At 69.2% G+C, this 25,823-nt stretch carries 23 protein-coding genes; 4 read left to right on the top strand and 19 right to left on the bottom strand.

Annotated features, from left to right (window positions below; genetic code table 11):
* Positions 1-3 precede the first annotated feature (3 nt).
* Together QTI51_RS01570 and QTI51_RS01565 are read left to right on the top strand one after the other, a co-directional pair.
* Positions 4-915: a ChbG/HpnK family deacetylase gene (locus QTI51_RS01570; protein WP_116908476.1), complete on the top strand. Its 912-nt coding sequence runs from the start codon at positions 4-6 to the stop codon at positions 913-915.
* Positions 916-957: 42 nt separating this feature from the next.
* Positions 958-1,758: a CPBP family intramembrane glutamic endopeptidase gene (locus tag QTI51_RS01565; protein ID WP_286513099.1), complete on the top strand. Its 801-nt coding sequence runs from the start codon at positions 958-960 to the stop codon at positions 1,756-1,758.
* Between the two features lie 53 nt (positions 1,759-1,811).
* Here QTI51_RS01565 and QTI51_RS01560 read toward each other — a convergent pair whose 3' ends face one another.
* From QTI51_RS01560 to QTI51_RS01545, 4 genes are all read right to left on the bottom strand, one after another.
* The gene (locus QTI51_RS01560) at positions 1,812-2,420 is read right to left on the bottom strand and encodes a flavin reductase family protein (RefSeq protein ID WP_116908478.1); all 609 of its coding nucleotides are present in this window, start codon (positions 2,418-2,420) and stop codon (positions 1,812-1,814) included.
* 16 nt (positions 2,421-2,436) lie between these two features.
* On the bottom strand, positions 2,437-3,996 hold the full coding sequence (locus QTI51_RS01555) for a TerC family protein (protein WP_116908577.1): 1,560 nt from the start codon (positions 3,994-3,996) through the stop codon (positions 2,437-2,439).
* 153 nt (positions 3,997-4,149) lie between these two features.
* The gene (locus QTI51_RS01550) at positions 4,150-4,623 is read right to left on the bottom strand and encodes a hypothetical protein (RefSeq protein WP_116908479.1); all 474 of its coding nucleotides are present in this window, start codon (positions 4,621-4,623) and stop codon (positions 4,150-4,152) included.
* Positions 4,624-4,678: 55 nt separating this feature from the next.
* Positions 4,679-5,404: a hypothetical protein gene (locus QTI51_RS01545; RefSeq protein WP_286513103.1), complete on the bottom strand. Its 726-nt coding sequence runs from the start codon at positions 5,402-5,404 to the stop codon at positions 4,679-4,681.
* Between the two features lie 363 nt (positions 5,405-5,767).
* Between QTI51_RS01545 and QTI51_RS01540 the strand changes: the two genes are divergently transcribed.
* Positions 5,768-7,444 (top strand): SulP family inorganic anion transporter, encoded by a 1,677-nt coding sequence (locus tag QTI51_RS01540; RefSeq protein WP_207786649.1) that lies wholly within the window; start codon positions 5,768-5,770, stop codon positions 7,442-7,444.
* A gap of 46 nt (positions 7,445-7,490) precedes the next feature.
* Here QTI51_RS01540 and QTI51_RS01535 read toward each other — a convergent pair whose 3' ends face one another.
* The 6 genes from QTI51_RS01535 to QTI51_RS01510 form a co-directional block, all read right to left on the bottom strand.
* Complete coding sequence (locus QTI51_RS01535) at positions 7,491-8,120, bottom strand: hypothetical protein (protein WP_116908480.1); 630 nt, start codon at positions 8,118-8,120, stop codon at positions 7,491-7,493.
* On the bottom strand, positions 8,120-9,745 hold the full coding sequence (locus QTI51_RS01530) for a vWA domain-containing protein (RefSeq protein WP_286513105.1): 1,626 nt from the start codon (positions 9,743-9,745) through the stop codon (positions 8,120-8,122). The genes QTI51_RS01535 and QTI51_RS01530 overlap by 1 nt, the downstream gene beginning before the upstream one ends.
* Entirely contained in the window at positions 9,742-10,995 is a 1,254-nt protein-coding gene (locus QTI51_RS01525) for a toxic anion resistance protein (protein ID WP_116908481.1), read from the bottom strand. The genes QTI51_RS01530 and QTI51_RS01525 overlap by 4 nt, the downstream gene beginning before the upstream one ends.
* 19 nt (positions 10,996-11,014) lie before the next feature.
* On the bottom strand, positions 11,015-12,139 hold the full coding sequence (locus QTI51_RS01520) for a hypothetical protein (RefSeq protein ID WP_116908482.1): 1,125 nt from the start codon (positions 12,137-12,139) through the stop codon (positions 11,015-11,017).
* 82 nt (positions 12,140-12,221) lie between these two features.
* A complete protein-coding gene (locus tag QTI51_RS01515) occupies positions 12,222-13,529 on the bottom strand; it encodes an aminotransferase class V-fold PLP-dependent enzyme (RefSeq protein ID WP_286513108.1) in 1,308 nt (435 codons plus the stop codon).
* A 3-nt stretch (positions 13,530-13,532) separates the two neighbouring features.
* Complete coding sequence (locus QTI51_RS01510) at positions 13,533-14,435, bottom strand: transporter substrate-binding domain-containing protein (protein WP_116908484.1); 903 nt, start codon at positions 14,433-14,435, stop codon at positions 13,533-13,535.
* Between the two features lie 180 nt (positions 14,436-14,615).
* Between QTI51_RS01510 and QTI51_RS01505 the strand changes: the two genes are divergently transcribed.
* Positions 14,616-15,602, top strand: a complete 987-nt coding sequence (locus QTI51_RS01505; protein WP_286513110.1) for a LysR family transcriptional regulator — start codon at positions 14,616-14,618, stop codon at positions 15,600-15,602.
* A 57-nt stretch (positions 15,603-15,659) separates the two neighbouring features.
* Here the strand turns inward: QTI51_RS01505 and QTI51_RS38915 are convergent, their stop codons facing one another.
* The 9 genes from QTI51_RS38915 to QTI51_RS01455 all read right to left on the bottom strand — a co-directional run bounded on the left by QTI51_RS38915 (position 15,660) and on the right by QTI51_RS01455 (position 25,822).
* Positions 15,660-16,931 (bottom strand): ParB/Srx family N-terminal domain-containing protein, encoded by a 1,272-nt coding sequence (locus tag QTI51_RS38915; RefSeq protein WP_353506500.1) that lies wholly within the window; start codon positions 16,929-16,931, stop codon positions 15,660-15,662.
* Positions 16,932-18,082: 1,151 nt separating this feature from the next.
* Complete coding sequence (locus QTI51_RS01490) at positions 18,083-18,700, bottom strand: LexA family protein (protein ID WP_286513114.1); 618 nt, start codon at positions 18,698-18,700, stop codon at positions 18,083-18,085.
* Between the two features lie 96 nt (positions 18,701-18,796).
* Complete coding sequence (locus tag QTI51_RS01485; RefSeq protein ID WP_116908487.1) at positions 18,797-18,979, bottom strand: hypothetical protein; 183 nt, start codon at positions 18,977-18,979, stop codon at positions 18,797-18,799.
* Between the two features lie 154 nt (positions 18,980-19,133).
* A complete protein-coding gene (locus QTI51_RS01480; RefSeq protein ID WP_116908488.1) occupies positions 19,134-20,609 on the bottom strand; it encodes an N-acyl-D-amino-acid deacylase family protein in 1,476 nt (491 codons plus the stop codon).
* Positions 20,606-21,544: a MurR/RpiR family transcriptional regulator gene (locus tag QTI51_RS01475; RefSeq protein WP_116908489.1), complete on the bottom strand. Its 939-nt coding sequence runs from the start codon at positions 21,542-21,544 to the stop codon at positions 20,606-20,608. The genes QTI51_RS01480 and QTI51_RS01475 overlap by 4 nt, the downstream gene beginning before the upstream one ends.
* A gap of 10 nt (positions 21,545-21,554) precedes the next feature.
* Complete coding sequence (locus tag QTI51_RS01470; RefSeq protein WP_116908581.1) at positions 21,555-22,886, bottom strand: amino acid deaminase; 1,332 nt, start codon at positions 22,884-22,886, stop codon at positions 21,555-21,557.
* A gap of 2 nt (positions 22,887-22,888) precedes the next feature.
* Positions 22,889-23,866 (bottom strand): ABC transporter ATP-binding protein, encoded by a 978-nt coding sequence (locus tag QTI51_RS01465; RefSeq protein ID WP_116908490.1) that lies wholly within the window; start codon positions 23,864-23,866, stop codon positions 22,889-22,891.
* A 79-nt stretch (positions 23,867-23,945) separates the two neighbouring features.
* On the bottom strand, positions 23,946-24,983 hold the full coding sequence (locus QTI51_RS01460; protein ID WP_116908491.1) for an ABC transporter ATP-binding protein: 1,038 nt from the start codon (positions 24,981-24,983) through the stop codon (positions 23,946-23,948).
* The gene (locus tag QTI51_RS01455; RefSeq protein ID WP_116908492.1) at positions 24,983-25,822 is read right to left on the bottom strand and encodes an ABC transporter permease; all 840 of its coding nucleotides are present in this window, start codon (positions 25,820-25,822) and stop codon (positions 24,983-24,985) included. The genes QTI51_RS01460 and QTI51_RS01455 overlap by 1 nt, the downstream gene beginning before the upstream one ends.
* Between the last annotated feature and the right edge of the window lies 1 nt (position 25,823).

The raw sequence follows: 25,823 nt of genomic DNA, 5'->3' as shown, positions 1-25,823 counted from the left end.
TCCATGCAAGACAAGCCCCCCACCGCATCACGCCGCATCTGCATCTGCGCGGACGACTTCGGCCTGAGCAGCGGCGTGAACGCGGCCGTGGTCGACCTGGCCGAGCGCGGCAAGATTTCCGCCACCGGCGGCATGGTGCGGCGCAGCGCCTGGCTGGCCGGCGCGCAGGCGCTGCGCCGCTTCGCGCCCGCGCGGCTCGACGTCGGCCTGCACCTGGACCTGACCCGCCCCGCGCGCGTCGACGGGCCCGAGCCCGGCCTGGCCGGCCTGCTCGCGCAGACCTACTCGCGCACCGTGTTCGCGGCCGGGCTGAAGGCCGACATCCGCGACCAGATGACCCGCTTCGAGGACGCCATGGGCCGCGCGCCCGCCTTCATCGACGGCCATCGCCATGTGCACCAGTTCCCGGTGGTGCGCCAGCTGCTGGTGGAAGAAATCGCGCGGCGCTACACGGCCTCGCCGCCCTGGCTGCGCAGCACAGCGCCGGGCTGGCTGCAGGGAAGCGAGCGCTGGAAGGCGCGCGTGATCCATGCGCTGGGCGGCGCGCGCCTGAACGCGCTGGCGGCGCGGCACGGCATTCCAACGAGCCGGCACCTGCTGGGCGTGTACGACTTCGAGGGCGATGCCAGCGCCTATGCGAAGCGGTTGGGCGAATGGCTCGCGGCCAGCGGCGACGGCGACGTGCTCATGTGCCACCCGGCCGCGGGCATCCTGCCGAGCGACCCGCACGGCGCGGCGCGGCTGCGCGAGTACGCGGTGCTGCGCGAGCTGGTGCTGCCCGTGCCGGGGCAAGCGGACCGCTCAGGGCAACCAGGCCAACAGCCTCAGTCCGGCGGCATCTGGCTGCAGCCGCTGTCCCAGCTGCTGCGCCAGCGCAGCCCGGCAGCGGCAGGCGCCACGCGGCCGGTCGCGTAACATCCGCGCCACCTTCCGTCAGCGCCTCCGGCGCCCCGCTCCATGCCCTCCCCGAAAAGCGCGGCCTTCCCGTCGCTGGCGCAAGCCGCACTCCTGTTCGTGGCGCTGTTCCTGTGCGAGTTCGTCATGGGCGCGGCGCTGCGCGACGCCAACGGCTGGCTGGGGCTCAACACCATGCAGATCGGCGTGCTCTCGGCCGTGCTGGGCAACGGCTGCGTGTTCGCGGTGGTCATGCACTTCCAGAAGCTCACCTACCGCGAGCTGTTCCACCACTCGCCGTCGTCGCCCGGCGCCATGCTGATGCTGGTGGTGCCGCCGGTTTTGCTGCTGGTGCCGGCGCTGCTGCTGGCCATCACGTCGGCACTGCAGCTGCTCACGGCCCTGGTGCCGCTGTCGCGCTGGGAAGAATCGTTTTTCAGCCGCATGGCCGACGGCAGCGTGGCCGCGGTGCTGGCGGTGTGCGTGATGGCGCCGCTGCTCGAAGAGATGCTGTTCCGCGGCATCGTGCTGCGCGGCTTCCTGCGGCGCTATCCGCGGTGGCAGGCCATCTTGCTGTCGGCGCTGCTGTTCGGCGCGGCGCACATGAACATCTACCAGTTCGTGGTCGGCTTCGTGATGGGCACCGTGCTCGCATGGCTGTACGAGCGCACGCGCTCGCTCATTCCCTGCATTGCGCTGCACGCCACCTACAACACCACGACCTTGCTGCTGGCCGACTGGCTGGAGGCCGCGTCGCCCTCGCGCCTGCTGTGGGCCGTGCTGCTGGCGCTGGCGGCGGCGGTGTGCGGCGTGGTGGTGCTGCGCGCGATGCTGGTGCCGCGCGGGGCGCGCAACTCGGCTTGAACCGGCTTGAACCGGCTTGAACCGGCCCCTGCGCCAGGCTTGCCCGGGACCGGCTACGCCTTGCGCGCCAGCGGCCGCGCGTCGACCGCCTCGCCATCGACGATGAAGTGCCCGCCCGCCACGTGGTGCAGCGTGCGCAGTTCGTCGTGGCCGTCGAAGTTCCAGCGCCCGTTGGCGAACACGCGCGCATCGGCCTGCGCCGCGATCACCTCGCCCAGGAACAGGTCGTAGCGGTCCTGGATGTGCGCCTCCGGCAGCAGCCGGCATTCGAGCCAGGCCGCGCAGCCTTCGAGCAGCGGCGCGCCCGTGGCCGTGCCCTCGAAGGTCTGAAGCCCGTAGGCGGCGAACTTATCGTGGCCCGTTGCATCGACGATCTCGCGGCCCGAGCTGTTGCCCAGCGCCTCGGTCAGGTCGAGCTGCGCGCGCGTGGGCACCTGCAGCGCGAAGCTGCCGGCGCCTTCGAGCAGCACGCGCGTCCAGGTGCTCTTGTCGAGCACCACGGCCACCTTGGGCGGCGCGAAGTCCAGCGGCATGGCCCAGGCCGCGGCCATGATGTTGCGCTGGCCCCCGTGCGCGGCGCTCACCAGCACGGTCGGGCCGTGGTTCATGAGGCGGTAGGCCTTGTCGAGCGGAACGCTCTGGCGGTGCGATGCGTTGTTCATCGGGGGCGGTTGCGCTTCAGGTTTCAGGGTCGTCCGCCGGAAGCCGGCGCACGGCGACCGTGCGGATGCGCTGGGCATCGACCTCGGTCACCGCGAAATCGTACCCGTCGTGCACCCAGTGCGCGTCGCGTGGGGGCAAGCCGCCGAAGCGCGCCAGCAGAAAGCCCGCCACCGAGGTGTAGCTGTCGTCGTCGCTCACCAGGCCGTGCGTCTGCAGCGCCTGCTCCAGCAGGTGCAGGTCGGCGCCGCCCGACACGGTCCAGGCGTCGGGCGCGGTCTGCAGCACGTCGAGCGTCTCGTCCTCGTCGGGGAACTCGCCCGCGATGGCCTCCAGCACGTCGATGGGCGTGACCACGCCGGTGAGCGTGCCGTGCTCGTCGCTCACCAGCGCGAGCTGGCCGCGCGCGCCGCGCAGCGTGTCGATGAGCCGGATCACCGTGGTCGACTCGGGCACGTAGATGGGCGCACGCAGGCCGTGGCCCTCGTCGATCCTGCCGTGGCGCAGCAGGTGGCCCAGCAGGTCCTTGGCGCGCGCCACGCCCACCACCTCGTCGAGCGAGCCGCGGCACACCGGGAAGATGCCGTGCGGCGTGTCCAGCAGCTGCTCGCGCACGGCCTCGGGGTCGTCGTTCAGGTCCACCCACGAGATGTCGGTGCGCGGCGTCATCACCGAGCGCACCGTGCGCTCGGCCAGCGACAGCACGCCGCTGACCATGTTGCGCTCTTCCACCGCGAAGGCGGGCTGCACGGCCGTGGCGGCATCGGGCATGGCACCGGCCAGCGCCGGCTCGCCGGGCGCGCGGCCGCCGAGCAGGCGAATGATCGACTCGGCCGTGCGGTCGCGCAGCGGCCGGCGGGCCTCGTGCTTCAGCGCGTTGCGCTTGGCCCACTGGTTCAGCGTCTCGATCATCACGGAGAAGCCGATGGCGCCGTACAGGTAGCCCTTGGGAATGTGAAAGCCCAGGCCCTCGGCCACCAGGCTCAGGCCGATCATCAGCAGGAAGCTCAGGCACAGCACCACCACCGTGGGGTGCGCGTTGACGAAGCGCGTGAGCGGCTTGGAGGCCCACAGCATGATGCCGATGGAGATCACCACCGCGGCCATCATCACCGGCAGGTGGTCGACCATGCCCACAGCGGTGATCACCGCGTCGAGCGAGAACACGGCGTCGAGCACCACGATCTGCGTGACCACCAGCGTGAAGCTCGCATACGCCGCGGAACCGGTGGCCGTGTGCGTCACGCCTTCGAGCCGCTCGTGCAGCTCCGACGTGGCCTTGAACAGCAGGAAGAAGCCGCCCAGCAGCAGGATCAGGTCGCGCCCCGAAAAGCCCTGCCCGAACAGCGAGAACAGCGGCGTGGTCAGCGTGACCAGCCAGGACACGATCGACAGCAGCGCCAGCCGCATGAACAGCGCCAGGCTCAGGCCGATGACGCGCGCGCGGTCGCGCTGGCTCGGCGGCAGCTTTTCCGCCAGGATCGCGATGAAGATGAGGTTGTCGATGCCCAGCACGATCTCCAGCACGACGAGCGTGAGAAGACCGATCCAGGCGGCGGGGTCGGTGAGCAGTTCGATCATGCTGCGACAGGTGTTTTCGCAGCGCGGCGGCGCGGAAGGGAACTGGAAGAGGCGCGGGGCCTACTGGGGGGCTCGGAAGAAGATTTCACCCGGGCAGTCTACCCAAGGCCCTCAAATTGCCAGAGGGCCTGGGGACTCTTTGCAATGTCTTCAGCGGTACGCGTCGCAGAGCGCGAGGTACTCGTCGCCCGAGATCTCGAGCGCGGTGGCGCGGCGCAGCACGCGCGCCTGCGGCTTGGGCAGGTCGGTCCTGATCTGGATCTGCTTGCTGATCGGGATGCCCATGTAGCTCTGGTTCACCCAGGTGTTCTCCAGGATGTTGCTCCACGGCAGCAGCATGCCGTTCTCGAAGGTCAGGCCCTGGTGGCCCACCACGAACGCCGGCGTGCCGATGTTGCGCAGCGTGTTGAAGCACTTGAAGGTCAGCCATGCCGTGAGCAGCGCGAAGCAGGCCGCGATGAGGATGCCGACGTTCTTGTCCTGCGCGCGGATGCACAGCACCGCCAGCACCACCGTCACCACCGCCCAGAGCACGGTGCCGCTGACCAGGCGCGAGCGGGAATAGAACACGGGGCGGTCCTGGCGGGTCTTTTCTTGCTGTGCGGCGGAGCTGTAGATTTCCATTTTTTCTGTGTCGCTGAAAGCGCGTTGGAGTGGTTGGGAAAGGAGCGGGAAAACTTCAGGCCGCGGGCAGGCGCTGCATCAGGCAGGCCAGCAGCACGGGCTCGTTGTCGATCTTCGAGCGGTCGATCTTCCGGGCCTTGCCGTCGGCGACGATGACGAGGTGCTCGTCCACGTCCATGCCTTCTTCGTCGGCCTGCGTGCGGATGGTGTCGATGCTCGACCACGCGATGAGCTGGCCCTTGTGCACCAGCCCTTCGGCCTGCAGGCCGAGCACGCCGAACTTCACCGTCTCGCCCGCATGCACGCGGCGCTCGACGTCGTGGGTCATCACATCGCCCACCGCCTCTTCCACTTCGGCGAGCAGCGCATCGGGTTCGTCCCACAGGTCGAGCCGCAGGCGCAACGTCTTGCCGTCGCGCGTTGAGAGCAGCACATGGTTGCGGTTGTGGAGATGGCGAAAGCGCGTGATGTCCGCGAAGGCCAGCGTGCGTTCGCCGAGTTGCAGTCCGCGCTCGCCCACGGTGAGCTGGCCAGGAGCGCGAAGCCAAGCGAAGAAGTCGCTGCCCTTCCAGCAGATCAGGTAGATCGCGGAGGGGATGGCCAGGAACAGCACGATGATCGCGCCGCGGTGGCGAATGAAGTCCGGCGTGATCAGGTACGGAAGGATGTAGACCTTGATCGGCACCAGCATCATGGCGCAGAACACATAGATGGCGGCGAGCCCGCCGAGGACGCAATAGAACGAGTAGCGCGGAAAAATCTTGTCGTGGCGAATGGGCATGTGGCGAGCCCAATGCAACGACACGGGCGAGAAAAACTATCCGCGCACCATACCAGCGCGATGCGACTTTCATGAGGCTGCGCGTGTCAGCGAAGGCCTCTTTTTTCGAGTGAAAAAGGGGCTTCGTACGAAGGGCTTAGCCTGGAAGATTTAAGTTCTTCGCGGGCTGCGGGACGACCTGTTCTAAAGCATTCATCGGGCATCGCACGAGGTCGTCGGTGGCATGGCGTGGTCATCGCACGCAGCGGTCATCGCGCGCGGCGATCGCACGCGGACAGTGCGGGCAACGCGGCCCGCGACACCTCGTCAGCCTGTGGTCCGTCGAAAGCTGCTAGCGTGCGGCAGACCCGACGCACAAGCATCATGGCATCCACCCCGCCGAACATTCGCACAGCCCCTCGCCGCCCAGGCTTCGCCGACCTCGTCGCCGGCGTGTCCATCGCGGGCCTGCTGCTGCCCGAGGCCGTGGCGTACGCCAGCATCGCGGGCCTGCCGCCGCAGGCCGGCGTCATCGCGCTGTTCGCGGGCCTGCTGGTCTACGGCGTGTTCGGCAGCAGCCGCTTCGCGATCGTCTCGGCCACGTCGTCTTCGGCCGCAGTGCTGTTCGCGGCCACCATGTCGGTCACCGGCGTGGACGCGGCGACGCGGCTTGCGATGGGCGCGGGCATCGTGCTGCTGGCGGGCGTGTTCTTCGTGATCGCGGGCGTGGCCAAGCTCGGCGCGGTGTCCAGCCTGATCGCCAAGCCGGTGCTGCGCGGCTTCGCGCTCGGGCTGGCGCTGACCATCGTGGTCAAGCAACTGCCCACGGTGCTCGCGGTGCAGCCCGCGCACAGCGATTTCTTCAGGCTCGTGGCCGGGCTCGCCACCGACTGGCGGCACTGGAACCTGGCCGGCGGCGCCATGGCGCTGGTGGCGCTGGCGCTGCTGCGCGGCTTTGCGCGCTGGCGTGCGGTTCCGGCCGCGCTGCTGGTGATCGTGGCGGGCATCGTGCTCGACGTGAACGGCCTGTGCCATGCGTGGGGCGTGGCGGCGGTGGGGCCCATTTCGCTGGACTTCTCGCACCCGGGCGTGCCCTCGCTCGACCGCACGCAGTGGCAGAACCTGGGTGGGCTGGCGTTCGCGATGGCGCTCATCCTGTATGCGGAGTCGTACGGCTCGATCCGCACCTTCGCGCTGCGCCACGGCGACAACGTGTCGGCCAACCGCGACCTGCTGGCGCTGGGCGGCGCGAACCTGCTGTCGGCGCTGTTCCAGGGCATGCCGGTGGGCGCGGGCTACTCGGCCACCTCGGCCAACGAATCGGCCGGCGCGCAGAGCCGCGCGGCGGGCATCGTCGCGGGGCTGGTGGTGCTGGTGGCGGTGCTCACGCTGCTGCCGTGGATCGCGCACACGCCGCAGCCGCTGCTGGCCGCCATCGTGATCCACGCGGTGAGCCACACGCTCAACCCGGCCGCGCTGCGGCCCTACTTCCAGTGGCGGCGCGACCGGCTGGTGGCGCTGGTGGCCGTGGCCGCGGTGCTTCTGCTGGGCGTGCTCAACGGTTTGCTCGCGGCCATCGGCGTGAGCCTGCTGTTGCTGCTGCGCGGCTTCTCGCGCACCACCGTGAGCTGGCTCGGCCGGCTGGGCCAGAGCCACGACTACGTCGACACCGCGCGCCACCCCGAGGCCGTGGTGCCGCCACGCACGCTGATCGCGCGGCCCGAGGTGCCGCTGTTCTTCGGCAATGCCGACGCGGTGTTCGCATCGATCCGCACGCGCATCGACGCGACGCCGGGCCTGCAGCGGATGGTGCTGAGCCTGGAAGAGTCGCCCGACCTCGACGCCACCAGCATCGAGGCGCTGTGCGACTTCGCGGCCTACGTGCGCGTGCGCGGCGCGCGGCTGTTGCTGGCGCGCGTGAAGGACGACGTGCGCGACCTGCTGGCCAAGGTGAACTCGCCCGACCTCCACGCGGAGGTGTATGCGCCGTGGAGCGTGGACGATGCTGTGCAGCCGCAGCCCGCGAAGACGCTCAGCGCGGCACCACCGCCTGCCGCCTGAACTCGCTCGGGCTGCCGCGCAATCGTGCCGTTGTGAGCACGATGGCTCAGCCCGCAAGAAAGTCGGGCTGCCGAAACTTCTTCTCCAGGAACTGCCCGTTCGCCACCAGCGCGGCGGCGTCGCTGGAGGCCACGTTCGCGACGATCTCGCGCAGCTTGTCGTCGAGCAGGCCGAGCTGTTCGCCCAGCAGCTGGCGCGCGGTCTTGCCGTCTTTCACCGTGTGCGTGAGGCGGAAGGCCGGCGGCAGCGCGACGTAGTTGGCCAGCGTCTCGGGCAGGTAGCGCAGCACGGTCTCGCGCACGGTGAACAGGTCGTCGCCGCCCGTGCGCGCGCCCACCAGCCGCGGCAGCACCTCGCCGACGGAGCCGCGCACGTTGTCCAGGCTCTTGCGCATGTCTTCGGTGAGGTGCGGCTGCGCCTGCGCCACCACGCGGTCCAGGCGCTCCAGCGTCTGCTCCACGCTCAGGCTGTCCTCGATGCGGCGCTCCAGCTCGGGCGCCTTGCGGCCCAGCAGCCAACCCGCGACGTACAGCGCCGCGGTGATCAGCAGCCAACCGCGGTCGATCACGTTCGCGAACAGCAGCGCGGGCCCCAACAGCGCAAGCGCACAGCCGAGGATGTTGCCGTTGCCATAGAGGAACAGCAGCGCGCGCAGCTTCAGCGAACGCCCCGGCATCACTGGTAGCCCCGGATTTCCTTGAACACCTGGCCCAGCTGCAGCTTGCGCCCGTCGAACTCGCGCCCGCCCGAGGCCTGCGCGATCTGCTGCATCTCGGCCACGTTGGCCTCGCCGAACAAGATGGGGAAGATGCGCGCGGGCAGCCCGCCCGCGAAGCGCTCGCTGAACTCGCGCGGCTTCAGGCCCGAGTTGTTCTCGCCATCGGTCAGCAGCACGATGCTCACGAGGCGGCCCGGGTCGAGCTGCTGCTCCTTGCGCGCAAGGTCTTCGGCCGCGGCCAGCGCGGAGTAGATGGCGGTGCCGCCGTCGGCCTTCATCGCGTCGGCCTGGCGGCGCAGCTCGGCGCGCGCGGTGTCGAGCTGGTCGGCGTCGAAGCGCACCCACACCGGCGCCTGCACCTGCGTGGCGAAGGTGATGAGCACCACGCGCTCGCGGCTTTGAAAGGCGCTGTAGCGCGTGCTGGCGGTGGTGCCGGTGGTGGCGGTGCCGGTGTCCGCGCCCGACAGCAGCTTGAGCGCCTCGCGCATCGAGGCCAGCCGCTGGCCCGACATGGAGCCGCTGAGGTCGAGCACGAAGATCGAGGTGGCGGGCTTGCGCCATTGCGACTGGTAGGTGCCCAGCACCGCGTCGATCACCTCCAGCCGGTTGGGAAAGCCCAGCTCCACCGCGGCCGCGGTCGGCAGCGCGCTGGCGGCGGCCACCTCGGGGTTGGCGGGCCGCAGGAAGGCTGCAGCGAGCGCGTCGCGCTGGAACGGCGCGGCCTTCAGCGTGGTGACGAGCTGGGTGTAGGCCTCGCGCTTGCCGGCGTTGAGCAGCATCAGCGGGTAGTCGGCCGAGATCATGCCGTCGCGCGGGTACACCAGCATGAGCTGGTCGGCCTTGGCGAGCCTGTCGTTGGCGCGCAGGATCACGGCCTCGTAGTTGACCATCGCGTCGATGGCCGACGGGTCTTTCACGTAGGCGTCGGCCAGCCAGCCCGAGCTGCCGGCGGTGAGCTTCTGGCCCGAGAGAAAGGCCTTGAGCGTCTTCTCGTCCACGTCCTGCACCGCCAGGTCTTCGGTCTTGCCGGCCAGCGCGGAGGCCACCGCGAACAGCGCGCTCATGCCGGTGTTGGAGCTGGTGGCGTTGGTCATGCCGTAGCGCAGTTGACCGTCACCCGCGGCCTTGGCGATCTCGGCCCAGCCGGGCGGGCGCTTCGTCCAGCCCAGCTGCTCGGCCTTGGCGCGCTTCACGCCGAGCGCGATGCGCGAATAGAAGAGCTTGTCGCGCGCCACCGGCTTGGCCTGCAGCGCCAGCGCGGGGTAGGCGCCGTTGGGCGGCAGGATGGCGTCGAAGCGCTCGCCCGCGTTGATGCGCTCCACGATGTCGAGCGTGCCGGCATACGTGAACTTCACGTCCACGCCGGCCGCCTTCGCGGCATCGACGATGGGGCCCTCGATGTCCTTCAGCTCCGAGCCCGCGAGGATGGTGAAGGTGGCGTCGGAGGCCACGGGCGCGGCGTTCGTGGCCTGCGGTGCTTCTTGCTGCCCGCAGGCGGCAAGGCCCAGCGACGCCAAGGACAACGCACCCAGCGCCACCCATCGCACAAGCCATCGCACCCACCAGCCCGGCAGCAGGCTCACAGCGCGACCTCGCCGCGCGGCTGCTGCAGCGCCTCGGTCGTTTCCTGGCGGCGCACGCGGTCCAGGTAGGTGCGGCTCTTCGCCACCTCGCCGCTCAGCGTGTCGACCGTGGTCTGCATCGAATCGAGCGCCTTCGTCTTGAAGTCGGCGATCGTGTCCATCGTCTGGTAGATGTTGGCGAAGGCCTGCTGCAGCTTGGCGATCTCGATGGTGCTGGAGGCCGCCTGCTGGTGGATGGCGCCGCTCTGCTCGCGCAGCATCTCGCTGGTGCTGGCGATGAGGTTGCCGGTGGTGGCGTTGAGCGCGCTGATCTGGTCGAGCACCAGCTTCTGGTTGGCGAGCGCCTGCGCCACGATCACCGCGGTGCGCAGCGCGGCCACGGTGGTGGTGGTGGCACGGTCCACGCCCTTCATGAGCTCCAGGTTGTTCTTGCGGATCATGTCCAGCGCCAGGTAGCCCTGGATGTTCACCGCCAGCTGCGTGAGCAGGTCGGTGACCTTCTGGCGCGAATAGAACAGCATCTCTTCGCGGATCACGCGGGCCTTCTCGGGGTCGGTGGTTTCCAGCGCACGCGCCCTGGCGTCGAGCTGGCCGTCCAGCGCCTTGCCGATGTGCACGTACTTCTCGAGCCGCTCCATCAGCGTCCAGAGGTTGACCTTCTCCTGCTCGATGGCGGTGTTGTCGCGCAGCAGTTCGTCCTTGCCGCGCTTGAGCGCCTCGATGATCGCGTTCAGGTGCGACTGCGACGACTGGTAGCGCTCGAAGTAGGCCGCCAGCTTGTTGCCCAGCGGAATGAGGCCCAGCAGCTTGCGCGCGGAAAACAGGTCGCCCTGGCGCGAGGGGTCGAGCGCTTCCACCTGGCGGCGCAGGTCGACCAGCGACTGGCCGATCTGCGCGCCCTTGTCGAACAGGCCGTTGCGCAGCGAGCCCACCGGGCGCTCCAGCATGCGGTTGGAAACCGACGCCGAGGCCTCGATGTCCTTGGTGCCCATCGAGTGGATGCGCTCCACTGCCTCCTTGAACTGCGGGTGCTGGCTGTCGTGCACGGTGATGTCGTCGATGAAGCGCGCCACCTGCGCGTCGAGCTCGGCCACGTCCTCGGGCTTCAGGCGCACCTTGCCGCTGGCAGACTCCACGGGCACGGCCGCGACGGGCGCGGGCGGCTCCAGCGTGAAGGCCTGCGGCGGCTGCAGGTCGATGGGTGCGGCGGGCGCCGTGGTGGTGGGCGTCGCGGTGACAGGCGCGTTCATTCGGAGGTTCCTTGGTTGTTCACTTGAAGCGGGCCTCGATGCCCGCGGTCATTCGTTCGAGCCACTCGAAGCTCGGCGGGTCGATCACGTCGACCAGCACCTCGGGCACCTTCACGCCGCGCGCGGCCCAGGTCTCGGGGCCCTTGGTGTCGCCGCCGGTGCGGTAGCCGTACTCGTGCGCGAGCTCGCGCAGGGCGGGGTCGTTTTCCAGCGCGGCGCCGAGCCGCGCGCCGCCGGGCGTGTAGGGCACCAGCACGTGCTTCGAGTACACGGTGGGCTTGGGGTAGAGCAGCACCATGTCGCTCTTCAGGCGCTCGGGGTTCTTCAGCCAGAACTCCACCATCTGCGACTCGTAGGCCACCAGCAGCGGGGCCTTGCCCATGCCGAGCGCGAGGTAGTCCTCGAACGGGCCGGCCGACGACTGCTCCTGGAAGCCCTGGCGCAGGAACAGCGGCGCCACCACGGGCATGACGCGGTCCACGTCCTCCTGGCTCTGCACGATCTGCTGGCTGTTGGCGAGGTAGCTCGCCAGCGCCAGGTACATGGCGGCCGAGTTGGAGGTGCGCACGTCGGTCGAGTTGATGAGCAGCGACTTGCTGGTGGAAAACGCGCCGCTGGCCTTGAGCTCCTTCCAGCGCGTGCCCTTCTCGATCATGGCCATCAGGCCCGGCAGGTCGACCACGTAGTAGAAGTCGCCCTGCTTCGCGGCGATGCCGTTGGCCACCAGGATCTCGGCGATGGGCCGCCAGCTGGCCAGCACGATCGGCGTGTAGAACGGGTTGAAGACGCTGGGCGCCTTGGCCAGCGACTTGAGCTGCGCCGCGGCGGGCGCGCCCGAGGGAAAACCGAAGTCGAACTTGCTCGCGTCGTAGCGCCCGGCAATGGCGCGCGAGCCGGCCTTCTCGACCGTGACGGTGATGCCCTGCGCGGCCAGCGCCTGCTGCACGCGCGGGTCGGCGAAGAAGGTTTCTTTCTCGGAGCCGATCAGCCCGCGCAGCGTGACCTGCCTCTGCTGCTCGACGCGTGCCGCCGCGGCGGTGGCCGAGTCATCGTGCAGGCGGGTGTTCGAGTACCAGACACCGCCCCCCACCGCGGCCAGCAGGACCACCGCCAGAACCGGCGCGATCAGCTTGCGAATTTCCAAATCTCATGCTCCTCGCCCCCTGTGCGCAGGGGGTCGAGAAACATCCTACCGACCGAATATGACGGTTCGTGACAGGCCCGTGTCAGCGGCCCGCCGGGGCGCTTTCGCGTGCGATGTCCTGCGTGATGCGCAGGAACTTCTCCATGTCCGCCACCGAGTTGCAATGCAGCGGCGACACCCGCACCGTGCCCGCGAGGCCGAACGATTCGAGCATGCGCTTCGAATACAGGCTGGTCGCCACGCGCTCGTACACGGTGACGCCGCGCTTGCCGTACTCGACCACCGCCTGCGTGCAGTCGATGTGCTCGAAGCCGATGCCCAGGATTAGGTCGCGCTTGGTCAGGTCTTCGTGGTCGAGGAACACCTCCACGCCGCGCATCTCGCGCATGCCCGTCGCGTTCTGGTTGCCGTCGAGCAGCACGGCGAGCAGCGCGCGCTCGTGCAGCTCGATGTGCGTGATGCCCGCGACGAACAGTGCGCGGCGGTCGGTGGCCTGCGTGAACTTGCCGCCCAGCCAGCACACGTAGTCGACGATTTCGCTCAGCACCGCGAACTGCCACGGCGCCGAGCTGCCCAGGTCCCAGTAGTCGGGCTTCTTGGCGGCCAGCTTGTGGTGCGGCAGCACGGCCGCGCGCTCGGACACCCACGACAGCCCCGAGCCCCGGCAGCCGAAGAACTTGTAGGGCGCGAGGTTGATGCCGTCCACCGGCGTCTTCTGCAGGTCGATGAGGCCGTGCGGCGCGTGCTGCACGGCGTCCACCACGATGTACAGGTCGGGCTTGATCTCGCGCGCGCGGCGCACGATGGCTTCCATGTCGAGCTTGGCGCCCGAGATGTTCGACGCGTAGATCACGTTGAGCAGGCAGGTGTCCTTGTCGACCAGCCGCACGATCTCTTCCACGTCGATGCCGCCGGTGACCGGGTTGCTCGGCGCCACGCGCAGCTCGCGGCCCAGGCGCTGGGCGTAGAGGCTCATCGCGTCGAAGGCCGAGGGGTGCTCCAGCACGGTGGTGACCATGTTCGTGCCCGGCACGTTCTCGGCAATGGCGCGCACCATGTCGAACATGGCGCCCGAGGCCGTGAGCGAGGCGTACACGCTGCCGCCCGTGGCGTTCAGGATGGTGCGCAGGTCGTCGCAGCCGCGCGCCTGGATGTCCTGCAGCTCCACGGCCGTGGCGTGGATGCGCTCGGCGTTGTCGGGAATGGCATCGACCTGCGCGAGGCGCTCGACCGCGGCCTTCAGGCGGAACGAGCCGCCGGCGTTATCGAAGTACAGGCGCTCCTTGCCGTGGTGGTCGTGCCCCACGTTGAGAAAGCGCTGCTGCACCTCGCGCATGAGCGCGTCGGAAAAAGCGAGTCCGTGGGGATGCTGTGGGTGTTCGGAAGCCATCGCTCAGACGCCCTTGTTGTTCGGGTTCTTGTAGATCTCGCGCACCGCGTCCGACATCGGGAAGTTCAGGTTCGCGTTCTTCGGCGGAATCGGCGAGAGGAACCATTTGGTGTACAGCTGCTCGATGGCGCCCGACTTCATGAGGCCGGTGACGGTCTCGTCCACCAGCGCCTTGAACTGCGGGTCGTCCTTGCGCAGCATGATCCCGTAGGGCTCCTGGCGCAGCGACTCCTTCAGCAGCTTGTAGTCGCCGGGGTTGGTGGCGCTGGCGACCATGCCGGCGAGCTGCACGTCGTCGAGCACATAGGCGTCGGCGCGGCCGGTGGACAGCAGCAGGAAGCCGTCGGAGGTGTCCTTGCCGGCGATTTCGTTCACTTCGATGGCGCCGCTCTTGCGCGCGCCGCGCAGCAGCTGGATCGAGGTGCTGCCCGACACCGTGGCCACGTTCTTGCCGTTCAGGTCGCCCAGCGAGTTGATGCCCGAGGCCTTCTTCACCGCGGCGGTGATGTTGGTCACGAAGTGGCTGGGCGCGAAGTCGACCTGCGCCTGGCGCTGCGTGGTGTTGGTGGTGGTGGCGCAGTCGAGGTCGACGGTGCCGTTCTGCAGCAGCGGAATGCGGTTGGTCGAGTTGAGCATGGTGTAGCGCACGTCGATCTTGGCGAGGCCGAGCTTGGCCTTCACCGCGTCGACGATCTTCAGGCAGATGTCGTTGGTGAAGCCGATGGGCGCGCTGTCGGCGCTGAGCTTGTACGAGAACGGGATCTGGCTGTCGCGCGCGCCGATCTGGATCGTGCCGCTCTCCTTGATCTTCTGCAGCGTGCCGCCGTCCTGGGCGCTGGCGGCGCCGCCGGCGATAGCGAGCACGAAGCCGATGCCGAGCGCGAGGGGCAGTTTCTTGAAGTTCATTGGAGGTTCCTTGAAAAGTCGAGAAGAGTGAGAGGGCCTCGGGGCGTGGCCTGGGCCGCATCTTCTGCCCGCCAACGAATTTCTAAAAGCGATTTTTTGTGATCGAATCGCATGAATAAAAGCGTTCTTTCAACGCGCTTCTCGCCCTTTCGTGCCTTTCAGCAGGAGCCTCGCACCGTGATGACCTTCAAGCAACTCGAAGCCCTGTACTGGATCGGCCGGCTCGGCGGCTTCGCGCAGGCCGCCAGCCAGCTCAACGCCTCGCAGTCGGCCATTTCCAAGCGGGTGCACGAGCTGGAGCTGCTGTTCGACACCGAGCTGTTCGACCGCAGCCAGCGCACCGCGCGGCTCACCGAGAAGGGCGAGGAGATGTTCGTGCTCGCGCAGAAGCTGCTGGCGCAGCGCGACGCGGCGGTCGAGCAGTTCGGCAAGCCCGGCGTGGTGGAGCGGCGCATTCGCATCGGCGTGACCGAGCTCACCGCCATGACCTGGCTGCCGCGGCTGGTCGGGCTCATCCAGCAGCACTACCCCAAGGTGATCCTGGAGCCCGACGTGGACGACAGCCTGCAGCTGCGCGACAAGCTGATGGCCGACGAACTCGACCTGGTCATCGTGCCCGACACTTTCGCCGACTCGCGCCTGCCGCACAAGCTCATCGGCCAGGTGCGCAGCGCGTGGATGTGCAAGCCCGGGGTCGTGAACGTGGGCGCGTCGGGCGGCACCGTGCGGCTGCACGAGCTGGCGCGCCACCGCATGCTGGTGCAGGGCAACAACTCGGGCACTGGCCGCGCGTACGACGCATGGATGAAGGAGCAAGGCGTGCAGCCCGCCAACGTGATCGTGGTGAGCAACCTGGTGGCGCTGACCGGGCTCACCGTGTCGGGCCTGGGCGTGAGCTACCTGCCGCGCCAGTGCCTGGAGCCGCTGGTGGCCGCGGGCATGCTCGCGGTGATCGACGTGACGCCCGCGCTGCCGGTTGTGCGCTATGTGGCAATGCACAAAGGCGAGCACCGCAGCGCGCTGACTTCTTCGATCGTGATGCTGGCGCAGGCGTGCTGCGACTTCACGCGGATGTTCCAGGCGCAGGGGGAACTGGGGGAGCCGGGAGAGCTGGCCGAGTTGGATGGGCCGCCCGGGCAGGCAGGCGAAAGGGCCGCGCGCGATTGACCTGCTCGCGCGGCCACGGGCGCCACGCCGCGAGCGGCGGGCGCCTGGCCTGTCGCCCTACTTCTTCGCCAGCGAGGCGCGGTAGCTCAGCGCGTACGCCAGCTTGCCGGGCTTGGGCTGGTCCACGCCCGTGTTCAGCGCGGCCAGCGCAACGGGGTCGTAGGCCTTGGTGAGCTGGCCCATGAGCGTGGCGGTCAGGCCCGACGAACCGATGATGGTGTTCGGGTCCGCGCGGTTCATCAGGCCGGAAGCCGTGCCGATGGCCTGCAGGTAGCTGGCCGCGTCGGTCAGCGTGTAGGCCGACAGGTCGACGTTCTGCGGTGCGGCCTTCAGCCACTCGGACCAGTAGAACTCCAGGAACTCGGTGCTGTTGGCAGGTTGCGCGTAGCCGAGGTCGCGCGTGAAGTACAGCAGCGCGCGGTAGGGGTCGTCCTGCAGGCCGTTGTTCAGGCCCAGCTGCTGCGGCAGGTCGGCCGGCGTGATGGCGCGGCCGTCGGGCAGCTTGAGCCAGGTGGTCTTGCGCGCGCGCATGCCGCGCCAGAACGTGGCGTTGTTCTGGTCCATGAAGTTGCCCTTCATGACCACCGGCACCTTGACCTCGGCACCGCCGCCGTCCGGCGCGTCCCAGAAGCTGGTGAGCGTGTGGTGGCCGTCCGTGAGGTACAGCACGCCGCGCGGGCCGACCACGGCCGACTTGAGCGCCGTCGAGTCGATGGTCTTGCCCGAGCAGGTGAAGGTGCTCGGTCGGTGAGCTTCGAGGTGCCTGCGATGACGCTGCCGTTCTTGGAATCGGTCAGGCCCGCGGCTTCGCAGTAGTCGCCGAACTCCTTCTTCCACTCGGTCGAGGCGTTGGCGGTGTTGCGGTAGCGCGCCTGCTTGTAATAGACCTGGTCGTAGCCGATGGCGGGCTGCGTGGGGTGCGCGTCGCCGATGCGGATGGTCATGACGGCCGTGTCCTTGGCGGGCGCGGCCGCATAGGCGGTGAGCACCGGCTGCACCGGCAGCGCACGGCACACGCCCGAGATGTTGCTGGCCGCGGCGGCGCCCGTGCTGGCGCCGGTGCCGATGAAGTACGCGGTCTGCTTGCCCACGGGCAGCAGCAGGCGCGCGGCCTTCCGGGTGTCGGCCCACTGGCCGGCGACCAGGCCGTTCACGCCGGCGGTGGCCGAGGTGGCGGCGCCGCCGATGGCCGCGTTGGCGCTGAGCGCCACGTCGGTGTCGATGGTGTCGGTCTGCAGCAGGCTGGCGCCCACCGAGACGAAGTTGCGCTGGGTGCGGCCGGTGGCCGTGCCGGTGGTGGCGCCGAGCTCGGGCTGGCTGCACAGCCATTCGCCGTCGAGCGCGGTGGCGGGCAGCGCCAGCGCCGCGTTCTGCAGCACCCAGGTGCCGGTGCGGAAGCTGCCGTCGGCGGCGGTGCTGAACTCGTCGGCCAGCAGCGTGGCCGCGCCCGATTGCGCGTTGACCATGACGCGGCCGATGCGCTGGCCGTCCAGCGTCAGGGCGAGTGCGCCGGGGTAGGTCTTCTGGTCGGCTTCGGCGGCGAGCTTGCCGGTGTGGGCGTCGGCGCAGTTGTCGGCGTAGGCGCCGCCCAGGCAGGCGCGCACGGTGCCGTCGGCCTTCAGGTTCAGCTGGCCGAACGCGGACGCGGGCGCGCCCTGCTGCACGCCCTTGGCGTTGTAGCCGGCCGTGAGCTTGATGAAGCTGTACACGCCGGCCAGCGTGGCGACATCGGCCACGCCCTGGTTCGACGCGGCGATCTCGCCCTGCAGCACCGAGCCGTCGGCCGCCTTGAGGTTGGGCACCTGCGCGAGCGAACCGCTGAGCAGGCTGCCGTCGAGCTGGAAGCGCAGCGCCAGCTTGGGCAGCGCGGCGGCGAGCGCGTCGGGCACGCCGCTGCCGGCGAGCACGGCGAAGTTGCCGGCCAGCAGCGAGCCGTCGGGCTGGGTGGTGTAACTGGCGGTCAGGGCGCCGGCCAGGCCGAAGCGCGAGTCGACGAAGCGCAGCGTGAGCTTGCCCGCCGCGGGCTGGTCGAGCGTGATGGACACCGTGTCGCCGAAGCTGGCGGTGCCCGCGTACTGCGCGCCGCCGGCAAGCGGCTGCAGCGCGACGGCGGGCGTGTCAGTGTTGTTGTTGCCGGGGTTGGCGGCCGCGGGGCCGCTGAAGGGCACGAAGCTGCTGCCGCCCCCACCGCCACCGCCACAGGCCGCCAGCGACAGGGCCGCAAGGCCGGCCAAGCCCGCGGCGCGCGCGCGGGTCCATTGAAAATTCTTGTTCATGAGGGTCCACAGGAAAGGGCTGGAGCACGCCGGCGCAGGCAAAGCTGCCATGGCCGAAAGCGGCCCGATTCTGTGAACTTAAGGTGACAGACACGTGACGATGTGTGTCTGGAGCGTTTTCAGCGCTGATAGCAAATGCATCGGCCGAAAGGCAAATCTATCTTCAAAAAACCGCAGGCGACCTGCGTGCAACCCGTGAACCGCTCAGCGAAAGCGCTTGGTGAACTCGCGGACCACGCCGATCACGGTCGCGGCGCCGAGCAGCTTGATCGGGTAGCGCGTGTTCAGCGGCTTCAGGTACAGGTCGCCGCCGTCGCGAATGAGCTGCTTGAACGTGGTTTCATTCGAATCGTTCAGGGCGATGACGTAGTCGCCAGGCACGGCCGCCATCTCGGGCTCGACGATGATCAGCGAGCCATCGGGAAACGAGTCGCCCGTTTCGCCGACCATGCTGTCGCCGTGCACGCGCAGCGCGTAGGTGTGCTGCTTGACGGGCACCGTGACGGGCACGGTGTCGAACTTTCCCTTGGGCTTGAAGTTGTCGATGACGGTGTAGTTGCCCGCCTCGACCTCGGACACCAGGGGCACCTCAGCGCGCATGTCGAAACCCGGGCTGACGTTGGTGCCGCCGGAAACCAGCTCCGCCACCGACACGCCGAGCAGCTCGGCCACGCGCGGCTGGTTGGTTCGCTTGGGAGCAGTACCGCCCGGTTTTTCCCATTGTTGTACGGCACCACGACTCACCCCGACGGCGTCAGCAAACTGCTGCTCGCTCATGCCGAGACGCTTGCGACCTTCGCGAATAAGTTGATGAATGCTCACAGCCGGGGAGGCTATGCCTTCGTCGAGATAGAAAACTAATCGATGATAGCAATTCTGGCAGCGAAGGGAAGCCGGGGAATGCGATGAGAAAAGGCGTCAATCGGCGACGCCGACACCCGACACGGGGTGGAGCTGACGCAATGCCTGGGACAGCTGGATCGCAAGGTCGCGCGCGCCCGGTTCACCGCGCGACATGGCGTCCAGCGCCTGCTCGTAGTCGTCGGTGAGCTGCTTCCACAATGCGAAGTCGGCGCCCAGGTTGTCGGCGTCCTTGTCCATGGGTTGCTCCTGTCTTGACACCCGTCCAATCCGTCAATGGTCCGAGTGTGACGTTTTTTCTGTCCCAGTGTTAGAACTTTTGGAAGCTTAATCCGAGGCTCCCACTGGAATGAGGAACAACCCATTCGTGGTGATGGGCTTCAGCGCAGGTTCTTCAGGCCCCGCGCGTCAGCATCCGGCCCGCCCGCGCGAGCACCCGCGCCTGCGGCTCGCCGCCGCGGTAGGCCAGCACGCCGTTGACGAACACGCGCTCCACGCCCAGGCTCACGCCGTGCGGCTGGTCGTAGGTGGCGGTGTCGGCGATGGTCTCGGGGTCGAACACCACCACGTCGGCCATGGCGCCCGCGCGCAGCAGCCCGCGGTCGGCGATGCGCAGGTTGCGCGCGGTCATGCCGGTCATCTTGTGCACCGCCTGCTCCAGCGTGAAGAGGCGGCGCTGGCGCCAGTAGCGCGCGAACACGCGCGGAAACGCCCCCCACAGCCGCGGATGCGGATGCCGGTCGTGCGGCAGGCCGTCGCTGCCGATCATGGTGAGCGGGTGCGCAATGACGCGCTCCACGTCTTCCTCCTGCATCTGGAAGTAGCAGGCGCCGCCCGGCTTCAGCCGCAGGCAGGCCTCCTGCTCGGTGGTGCCCCACTCGCGCGCGATGTCGGAAAGGAGCCGCCCCGTCATCTCCGGGTGCGGGTCGGACCAGGTGAGCAACACGTCGATCACGCCGTCGACCAGGTCCTCGCGCAGCACGGTGGAGCCGGCCACGTAGGGGTACACGTCCATCGCGATCTTCTGGCGCTGCGCCATCGCCTCGATCAGCGGCAGCGTCTCTTTCGTGCGGCCCCAGTTGGCGGGGCCGGCGCACTTGTGGTGCGAGATGACCAGCGGCACGCCCGCGGCAAAGGCCGAGTCGCCGGCCTCGTGCAGCGCCTCGATGATCTGCTGCATCTCGCTGCGCAGGTGCGTGGCGTACACGCCGCCGTGGCGGGCCACCACGCGCGCCAGTGCCGTCACCTCTTCGGCGGGCGCGGCAAAGGCCTCTTCGTAGAACAGGCCCGAAGACATGCCGTGCGCGCCGTCGGCCATGCAGCTGTCGAGCAGTGCCTCCATGCGCGCGAGCTCGTCGGCGCTGGCCGGGCGGTCGAGCGCCTGCATGGTCGCGAAGCGCAGCGTGGTGTGGCCGATGAGCGCCGCCACGTTGAGCGCGGGCTGCGTGGCGTCGACCGCGGCGCGGTACGCCGCCATGGTGGCGTGCTGGAACGACTCGGCCCCCAGCAGCGTGAGCGGCGGCTTCGACTGCGGCGTGCGGTACGGCGCGAGCGAAATGCCGCAATTGCCCGTCACCACCGTGGTGATGCCCTGCGACACCTTGGGCAGGCACAGCGGGTCGCGCAGCACGATGGCGTCGTCGTGCGTGTGCGCGTCGATGAAGCCGGGCGCGATGACCTTGGCGCGGCAGTCGACCACGTCGATGTCGGCCAGCGCCAGGCCTTCGGGCAGCCGCTCGCGCAGGCCCTCGCCGAGCGCGACGATGCGGTCGCCCTGCAGCAGCACGTCGCCGGGCCACGAAGGGCCGCCCGAGCCGTCGACCACGAGGCCCGCTTCGAGCAGGATGGCTTTGCTTGAGTTCGCACTCACGATGCGCCTTTCTTGCGGATGTTGTTGTTGTCGCTGGCGGTGTTGTTGATGCCGCCCCCGTCCCAGCTCTGCAGCGGGTGGGTGGTGGCGTCGATGCCGTGGCGCTGGAACGCTTCGCGCGCGCGCTGCAGGCGCTGCACCGCGGGCTCGCCGCGGCGCTGGGCCACCAGCACGGTCAGTATCTCGATGGCGGTGAGGTGCGTCAGGTAGGCGTCGATGCCCACGTGCATCACCGCGTCGTCGGGCACCGAGAGCCCGAGCAGGAAGTCGGCCTTGGCCGCCAGCGCCGTGCCGGGCCGCGTGAGCGCGATCACCTTGGCGCCCTGCCCGCGCGCGATGTCCACCGCGTCGAGCAGCGACGGCATGCCGCCCACGTGCGAAATGGCGATGACCACGCCGCCCGGTCGCTGCGCGGCACCCGCCACCTGCTGCAGGTGGTAGTCGGCCCAGGCGTTGGCCGACAGGCCCAGGCGAAAGAGCCGCGCCTGCAGGTCGTTGGCCATGAACCACGAGGTGGCACCCGCCCCATACAGGTCGACGTGCGGCGCCGCCGCAATGGCCGCCACGGCGCCGTCGAGCACCTGCATGTCCAGCTGCCCGCGCACGCCCGAGACCGAGGCCGCCGCGCTGCGCGCGATCTTGCCTACCACCTCGTCGGCCGCGTCCTCGATGTTCACGCGGCGGTGCAGCGGCGAGCCGCCCAGCGCCAGCTCCTGCGCGAGCGCGAGCTTGAACTCGCGCAGCCCGGCAAAGCCCAGGTCGCGGCAGGTGCGCATGATGGTGGGCACCGAGCTGCGCGAGCGCTCGGCCAGCTGCTCGAAGCTCTCTTCGAGCACGCGGTCGGGGTCTTCGAGGATCAGGTCGAGAATCGCGCGCCGCGTCGCCGGGGCGTCGCTGCGGATCTGCGCGATTTTCTGGAGCAGGGAGGGGGTCATCGGCGCGCGTTCAGAAGTGCATGGCCACCGCGTCGCTGACGCGGTAGTCCTGTTCGACCACCGGCATCCAGTGCCATTTGTCGAAGGTGGTGCAGGGGTGCGAAATGCCCAGGCCGACGCGGTCGCCAACGACCGGCGCCTGCGCTTCCTCGCTCGCGTCCCAGCGCAGGTAGGCGTGCTGGTCGTTCAGCGCGGTGATCTTCCAGCCCGCGGGCACGTCCTGCGGCGTGCGCACGCCACGCGCCGCGCGCGCGATGGGCACGGGCAGCGACAGGTCGAAGGAGATGTCGCGCTTGCCCACCGCCAGGATCGCCAGGCCCGGCTCGGGGCGCGACTGCACCGTGGCCCACACCTCCATCGCAGGCTCCAGGCTTTCGCCGCAGCCGCAGCCCAGGCGCTCGTCCACCGCGTTCACCATGCGCTTGTAGAAGCCGTGGTCGTGCGTGACGTAGCAGCCCGAGCGCAGCAGGCCGCGCACGGGCGAACCCAGCGCGGGCTTCAGCCGCCCCGCCACCAGGTCGAAGATGGCCGAGCCGCCGGCGGAGACCAGCACCTCGTCGGTCTCGAAAAGCTGCTGCGTGTCGCAGTGGCGGGCCACGGCCTCGACGCGGTCCATCAAAGTCTTCGCGTAGGCGGTGTCGGGCTCGCTGGCGCCGGTGGCGCCCTGCCCTTCGTAGGTCTCGATGCCCACCAGCTTCACCGCGTCGCTGGCGCGCAGCCGCGTGGCCAGCGCGACGGCCTCTTCGTGCGTGCGGCAGCCTGTGCGCGCGCCTTCGACGCCAATCTCCAGCATCACCTCGAAGGGCACGCCGCCGGGGTGGCGTTTCGTCCAGTCTTCGATCAGCGCGAGCTGCGCCAGCGAATCGACCAGGAACACGATGCGCAGGCCCGCGTTGGCCTTCAGCAGCATCTGGATGCCGCCCAGGTCTTCGTCGCTCACCACCTGGTTGGCGATGAGCGTGCGGCGCGCGCCGGCGGCCACGCCCACGGCCAGCTGCGTGACGGTCGCGAAGGTCAGGCCCCAGGCGCCCGCGTCGAGCTGGCGCTGGAAGAGCTGCGGCGACATGGTCGTCTTGCCGTGCGGCGCCAGGTCGATGCCCCACTCGCGCACGCGCGCCTGCATCCACGCCAGGTTGTGCTCCAGCGCCTCGCGCTTGAGCACGGCCAGCGGCAGCGGCAGGTCGCCGGCGAGCACGTTCCACCCGGCGGCGCCCACTTCGCTGCGGCGGCGCGGCGCCTGCGTGCGCGGGTAGCCCTTGAAGCGGTCGCTGAGCAGCGGGTCGTTGAAGTCGTTGGCGGAAGCTTTGGCGGGTGCGGATGCGGATGCGGCTTGGTCGGTCATGGTCATGCGGCGATGTTGGAGAGCAGTTCCTTGCGGATGCAGGCGCTGTAGTGTCCGGTGGAAATTTCGTCGAGCGGCGGCACGGTCTGCGCGCAGGCCTCGATGGCGTGCGGGCAGCGCGTGCGAAACACGCAGCCCGAGGGCGGCGAGATGGGGCTGGGAATGTCGCCCTTAAGCGCGATGCGCTCGGTCGCCAGCTCGGGGTCGGGCTTGGGGCTGGCGGCCAGCAGGGCCTGCGTGTAAGGGTGCGAGGGGCGCGCGAACAGCGCATCGGTGGTGGCCACCTCCATCACCTTGCCCAGGTACAGCACCACCACGCGGTCGCACAAATACTCGACCACGTCGAGGTCGTGCGAGATGAAGAGCATCGTCAGCCCGAGCCGCTCGCGCAGGTCGGCCAGCAGGTTGATGACCTGCGACTGGATGGACACATCGAGCGCCGACAGCGGTTCGTCCGCCACGATGAACTCGGGCTCCACCGCCAGTGCGCGCGCCACGCCGATGCGCTGGCGCTGCCCGCCCGAGAACTCGTGCGGAAAGCGGCTGGCGTGCTCGGCGCGCAGGCCCACGGTCTCGAGCAGCTCGGCGATGCGCTTGTCGCGCGCGGCGGCGCCCTTGTGCAGGCCGTGGGTGGACAGCGCCTCGCCGAGGATGGCGCTGATGCGCATCTTCGGGTTCAGGCTGGCGTACGGGTCCTGGAAGATGATCTGCAGCTTGCTGCGCAGCTTGCGCATGCGCTCGCCGGAGAGCGCGCCGATGTCGTCGCCGCGGTACAGCACCTGGCCGCTGGTGCGTTCGAGCAGGCGCAGCACGGTGCGCCCGATGGTGCTCTTGCCCGAACCCGATTCACCGACCAGGCCCAGGGTTTCGCCGGGCTGGATGGCGAAGGACACGTCGTCGACCGCGCGCACGGGGCGGTCGCTGCTGCCGAAGTATTTCTTGAGTCCGCGGACTTCGATGAGGGGCGCTGCGGTGGTCATCGTGGGTGTTGGCTATGGGGTATTGATATTGGCCCCCTCCCCCAGCGGGGCAGGGAGCAAGACCGGAACACGGCGCGGGTCATGCGGCTCTCGGCAGCGCCTGCCCCGGCTGCACGCGCACACACCGCGCCTCGCGGCCATGGTGCGTTTCGATCAACGGCGGCATCGCCGCGCTGCATTCCGGCAGCGCCAGGTCGCAGCGCGGCTCGAAGGCGCAGCCCGGCGGCGGCGCCAGCGGGCTCGACACCTGCCCGCGGATCGCGAAGAGCCGCTTCGGCTTGGGCTGCCCCGGCACGCGCGCCTTGCCCGGCAGGCAGGCCAGCAGCCCCTGCGTGTACGGATGCTCCGGCTGCGCGAACAGTGGCCGCACCGGCGCGCTCTCGACCACGCGGCCCGCGTACAGCACCACCACGTCGTCCGCATGGTGCGCGACCACGCCCAGGTTGTGCGTGATGAACAGGATGCTCATGCCCGTCTCGGCCTGCAGCCGGCGCATCAGCTCCAGGATCTGCGCCTGGATGGTCACGTCCAGCGCGGTGGTGGGCTCGTCCGCGATCAGCAGCGTCGGGTCGCAGGCCATGGCCAGCGCGATCATCACGCGCTGGCGCATGCCGCCCGAGAGCTGGTGCGGGTACTCGTGAATGCGCTGCGCCGCCGCCGGAATCTCCACCAGCTCCAGCATGCGCAGCGCATGCGCCATGGCGGCCTTGCGGTCCAGCCCCTTGTGCAGGCGCACGCTCTCCGCGATTTGCTCGCCGATGGTGAACACGGGGTTCAGGCTGGTCATCGGTTCCTGAAAGATCATCGACAGCTGGTTGCCGCGCAGCGAGCGCATCTCGCGCTCGCCGATCTGCAGCAGGTCGAGCGTCTTGCCCTCGCGCGTGACGAACGACGCGGTGCCGCTGACCTGCGCGTTCGCGGTCTTGGGCAGCAGGCGCATCAGCGTGAGGCTGGTCACCGACTTGCCCGAGCCCGACTCGCCCACCAGCGCGGTCGTCTTGCCGGGCTGGATCGAGAAGCTCACGTCGGCCACCGAGCGCACGAGGCCGTCCTCGGTCGGAAAGCTGGTGCTCAGGTTGCTGACGGCCAGGCGCGGGGTGGAGGTGCTGTTCGTCATCACGATGTCTTCTTGAGCTTGGGGTCGAGCAGGTCTCGCACGCCGTCGCCCAGCAGTTGCAGCGACAGCGCCGTGAAGATGATCGCCAGCCCCGGGAACAGCACCACCCAGAAGGCCTGGTGCGCGTACTGCTGGCTGCCCGCGACCATGGTGCCCCAGGTCGGGATCTCGGGCGGCACGCCGACCCCGAGAAACGACAGCCCCGCCTCGGCCAGGATGGCGTACGCGAAGATGAACGACACCTGCACCAGGATCGGCGACATCAGGTTCGGCAAGATGTGCCGCCACAGGATGCGCGAGGTGCGCACGCCCAGCGCGCGCACGGCTTCGACGAACAGCAGCTCGCGCACCACCAGCGTCGACGCCCGCACCACCCGCGCCACGCGCGGCGTGTACACCAGCACCAGCGCCAGCACCGTGTTCAGCAGCGAAGGCCCGAGGATGGCCACCAGCGCAATGGCCAGCAGGATGTCGGGGAAGGACATCATCGCGTCGACCACGCGCATCAGCGGCGTGTCGAGCCGGCGGAAAAAGCCCGCCATCAGGCCCAGCACCGTGCCGGCGACGACGGCGCCGAGCGCCGTGAGCGCGGCGATGGCCAGCGAGTAGCGCGCGCCGTGCACGATGCGCGAATACATGTCGCGCCCCAGCTCGTCGGTGCCCAGCAGGTGCTCGGCGCTGGGGGCCTTCAGGCGCTCGAGCACGGCCGTGTCGTTGGGGTCGGCGGAGGCGAAGATCGGCGCGCCGATCGCCAGGATGGCGATCACCAGCAGCACCAGGGCGGAAACCATCACGATGCGGCGGTGCATCAGCTGGCGGAGCATTCTTGGCATTTGCATT

It is taken from the genome of Variovorax sp. J22G73 (genome assembly GCF_030317035.1).
In the GTDB taxonomy this organism is placed as follows: Bacteria; Pseudomonadota; Gammaproteobacteria; order Burkholderiales; family Burkholderiaceae_C; genus Variovorax.
Note: the sequence above shows the minus strand (reverse complement) of the source record. Positions and strands in the feature narration are given on the sequence as shown.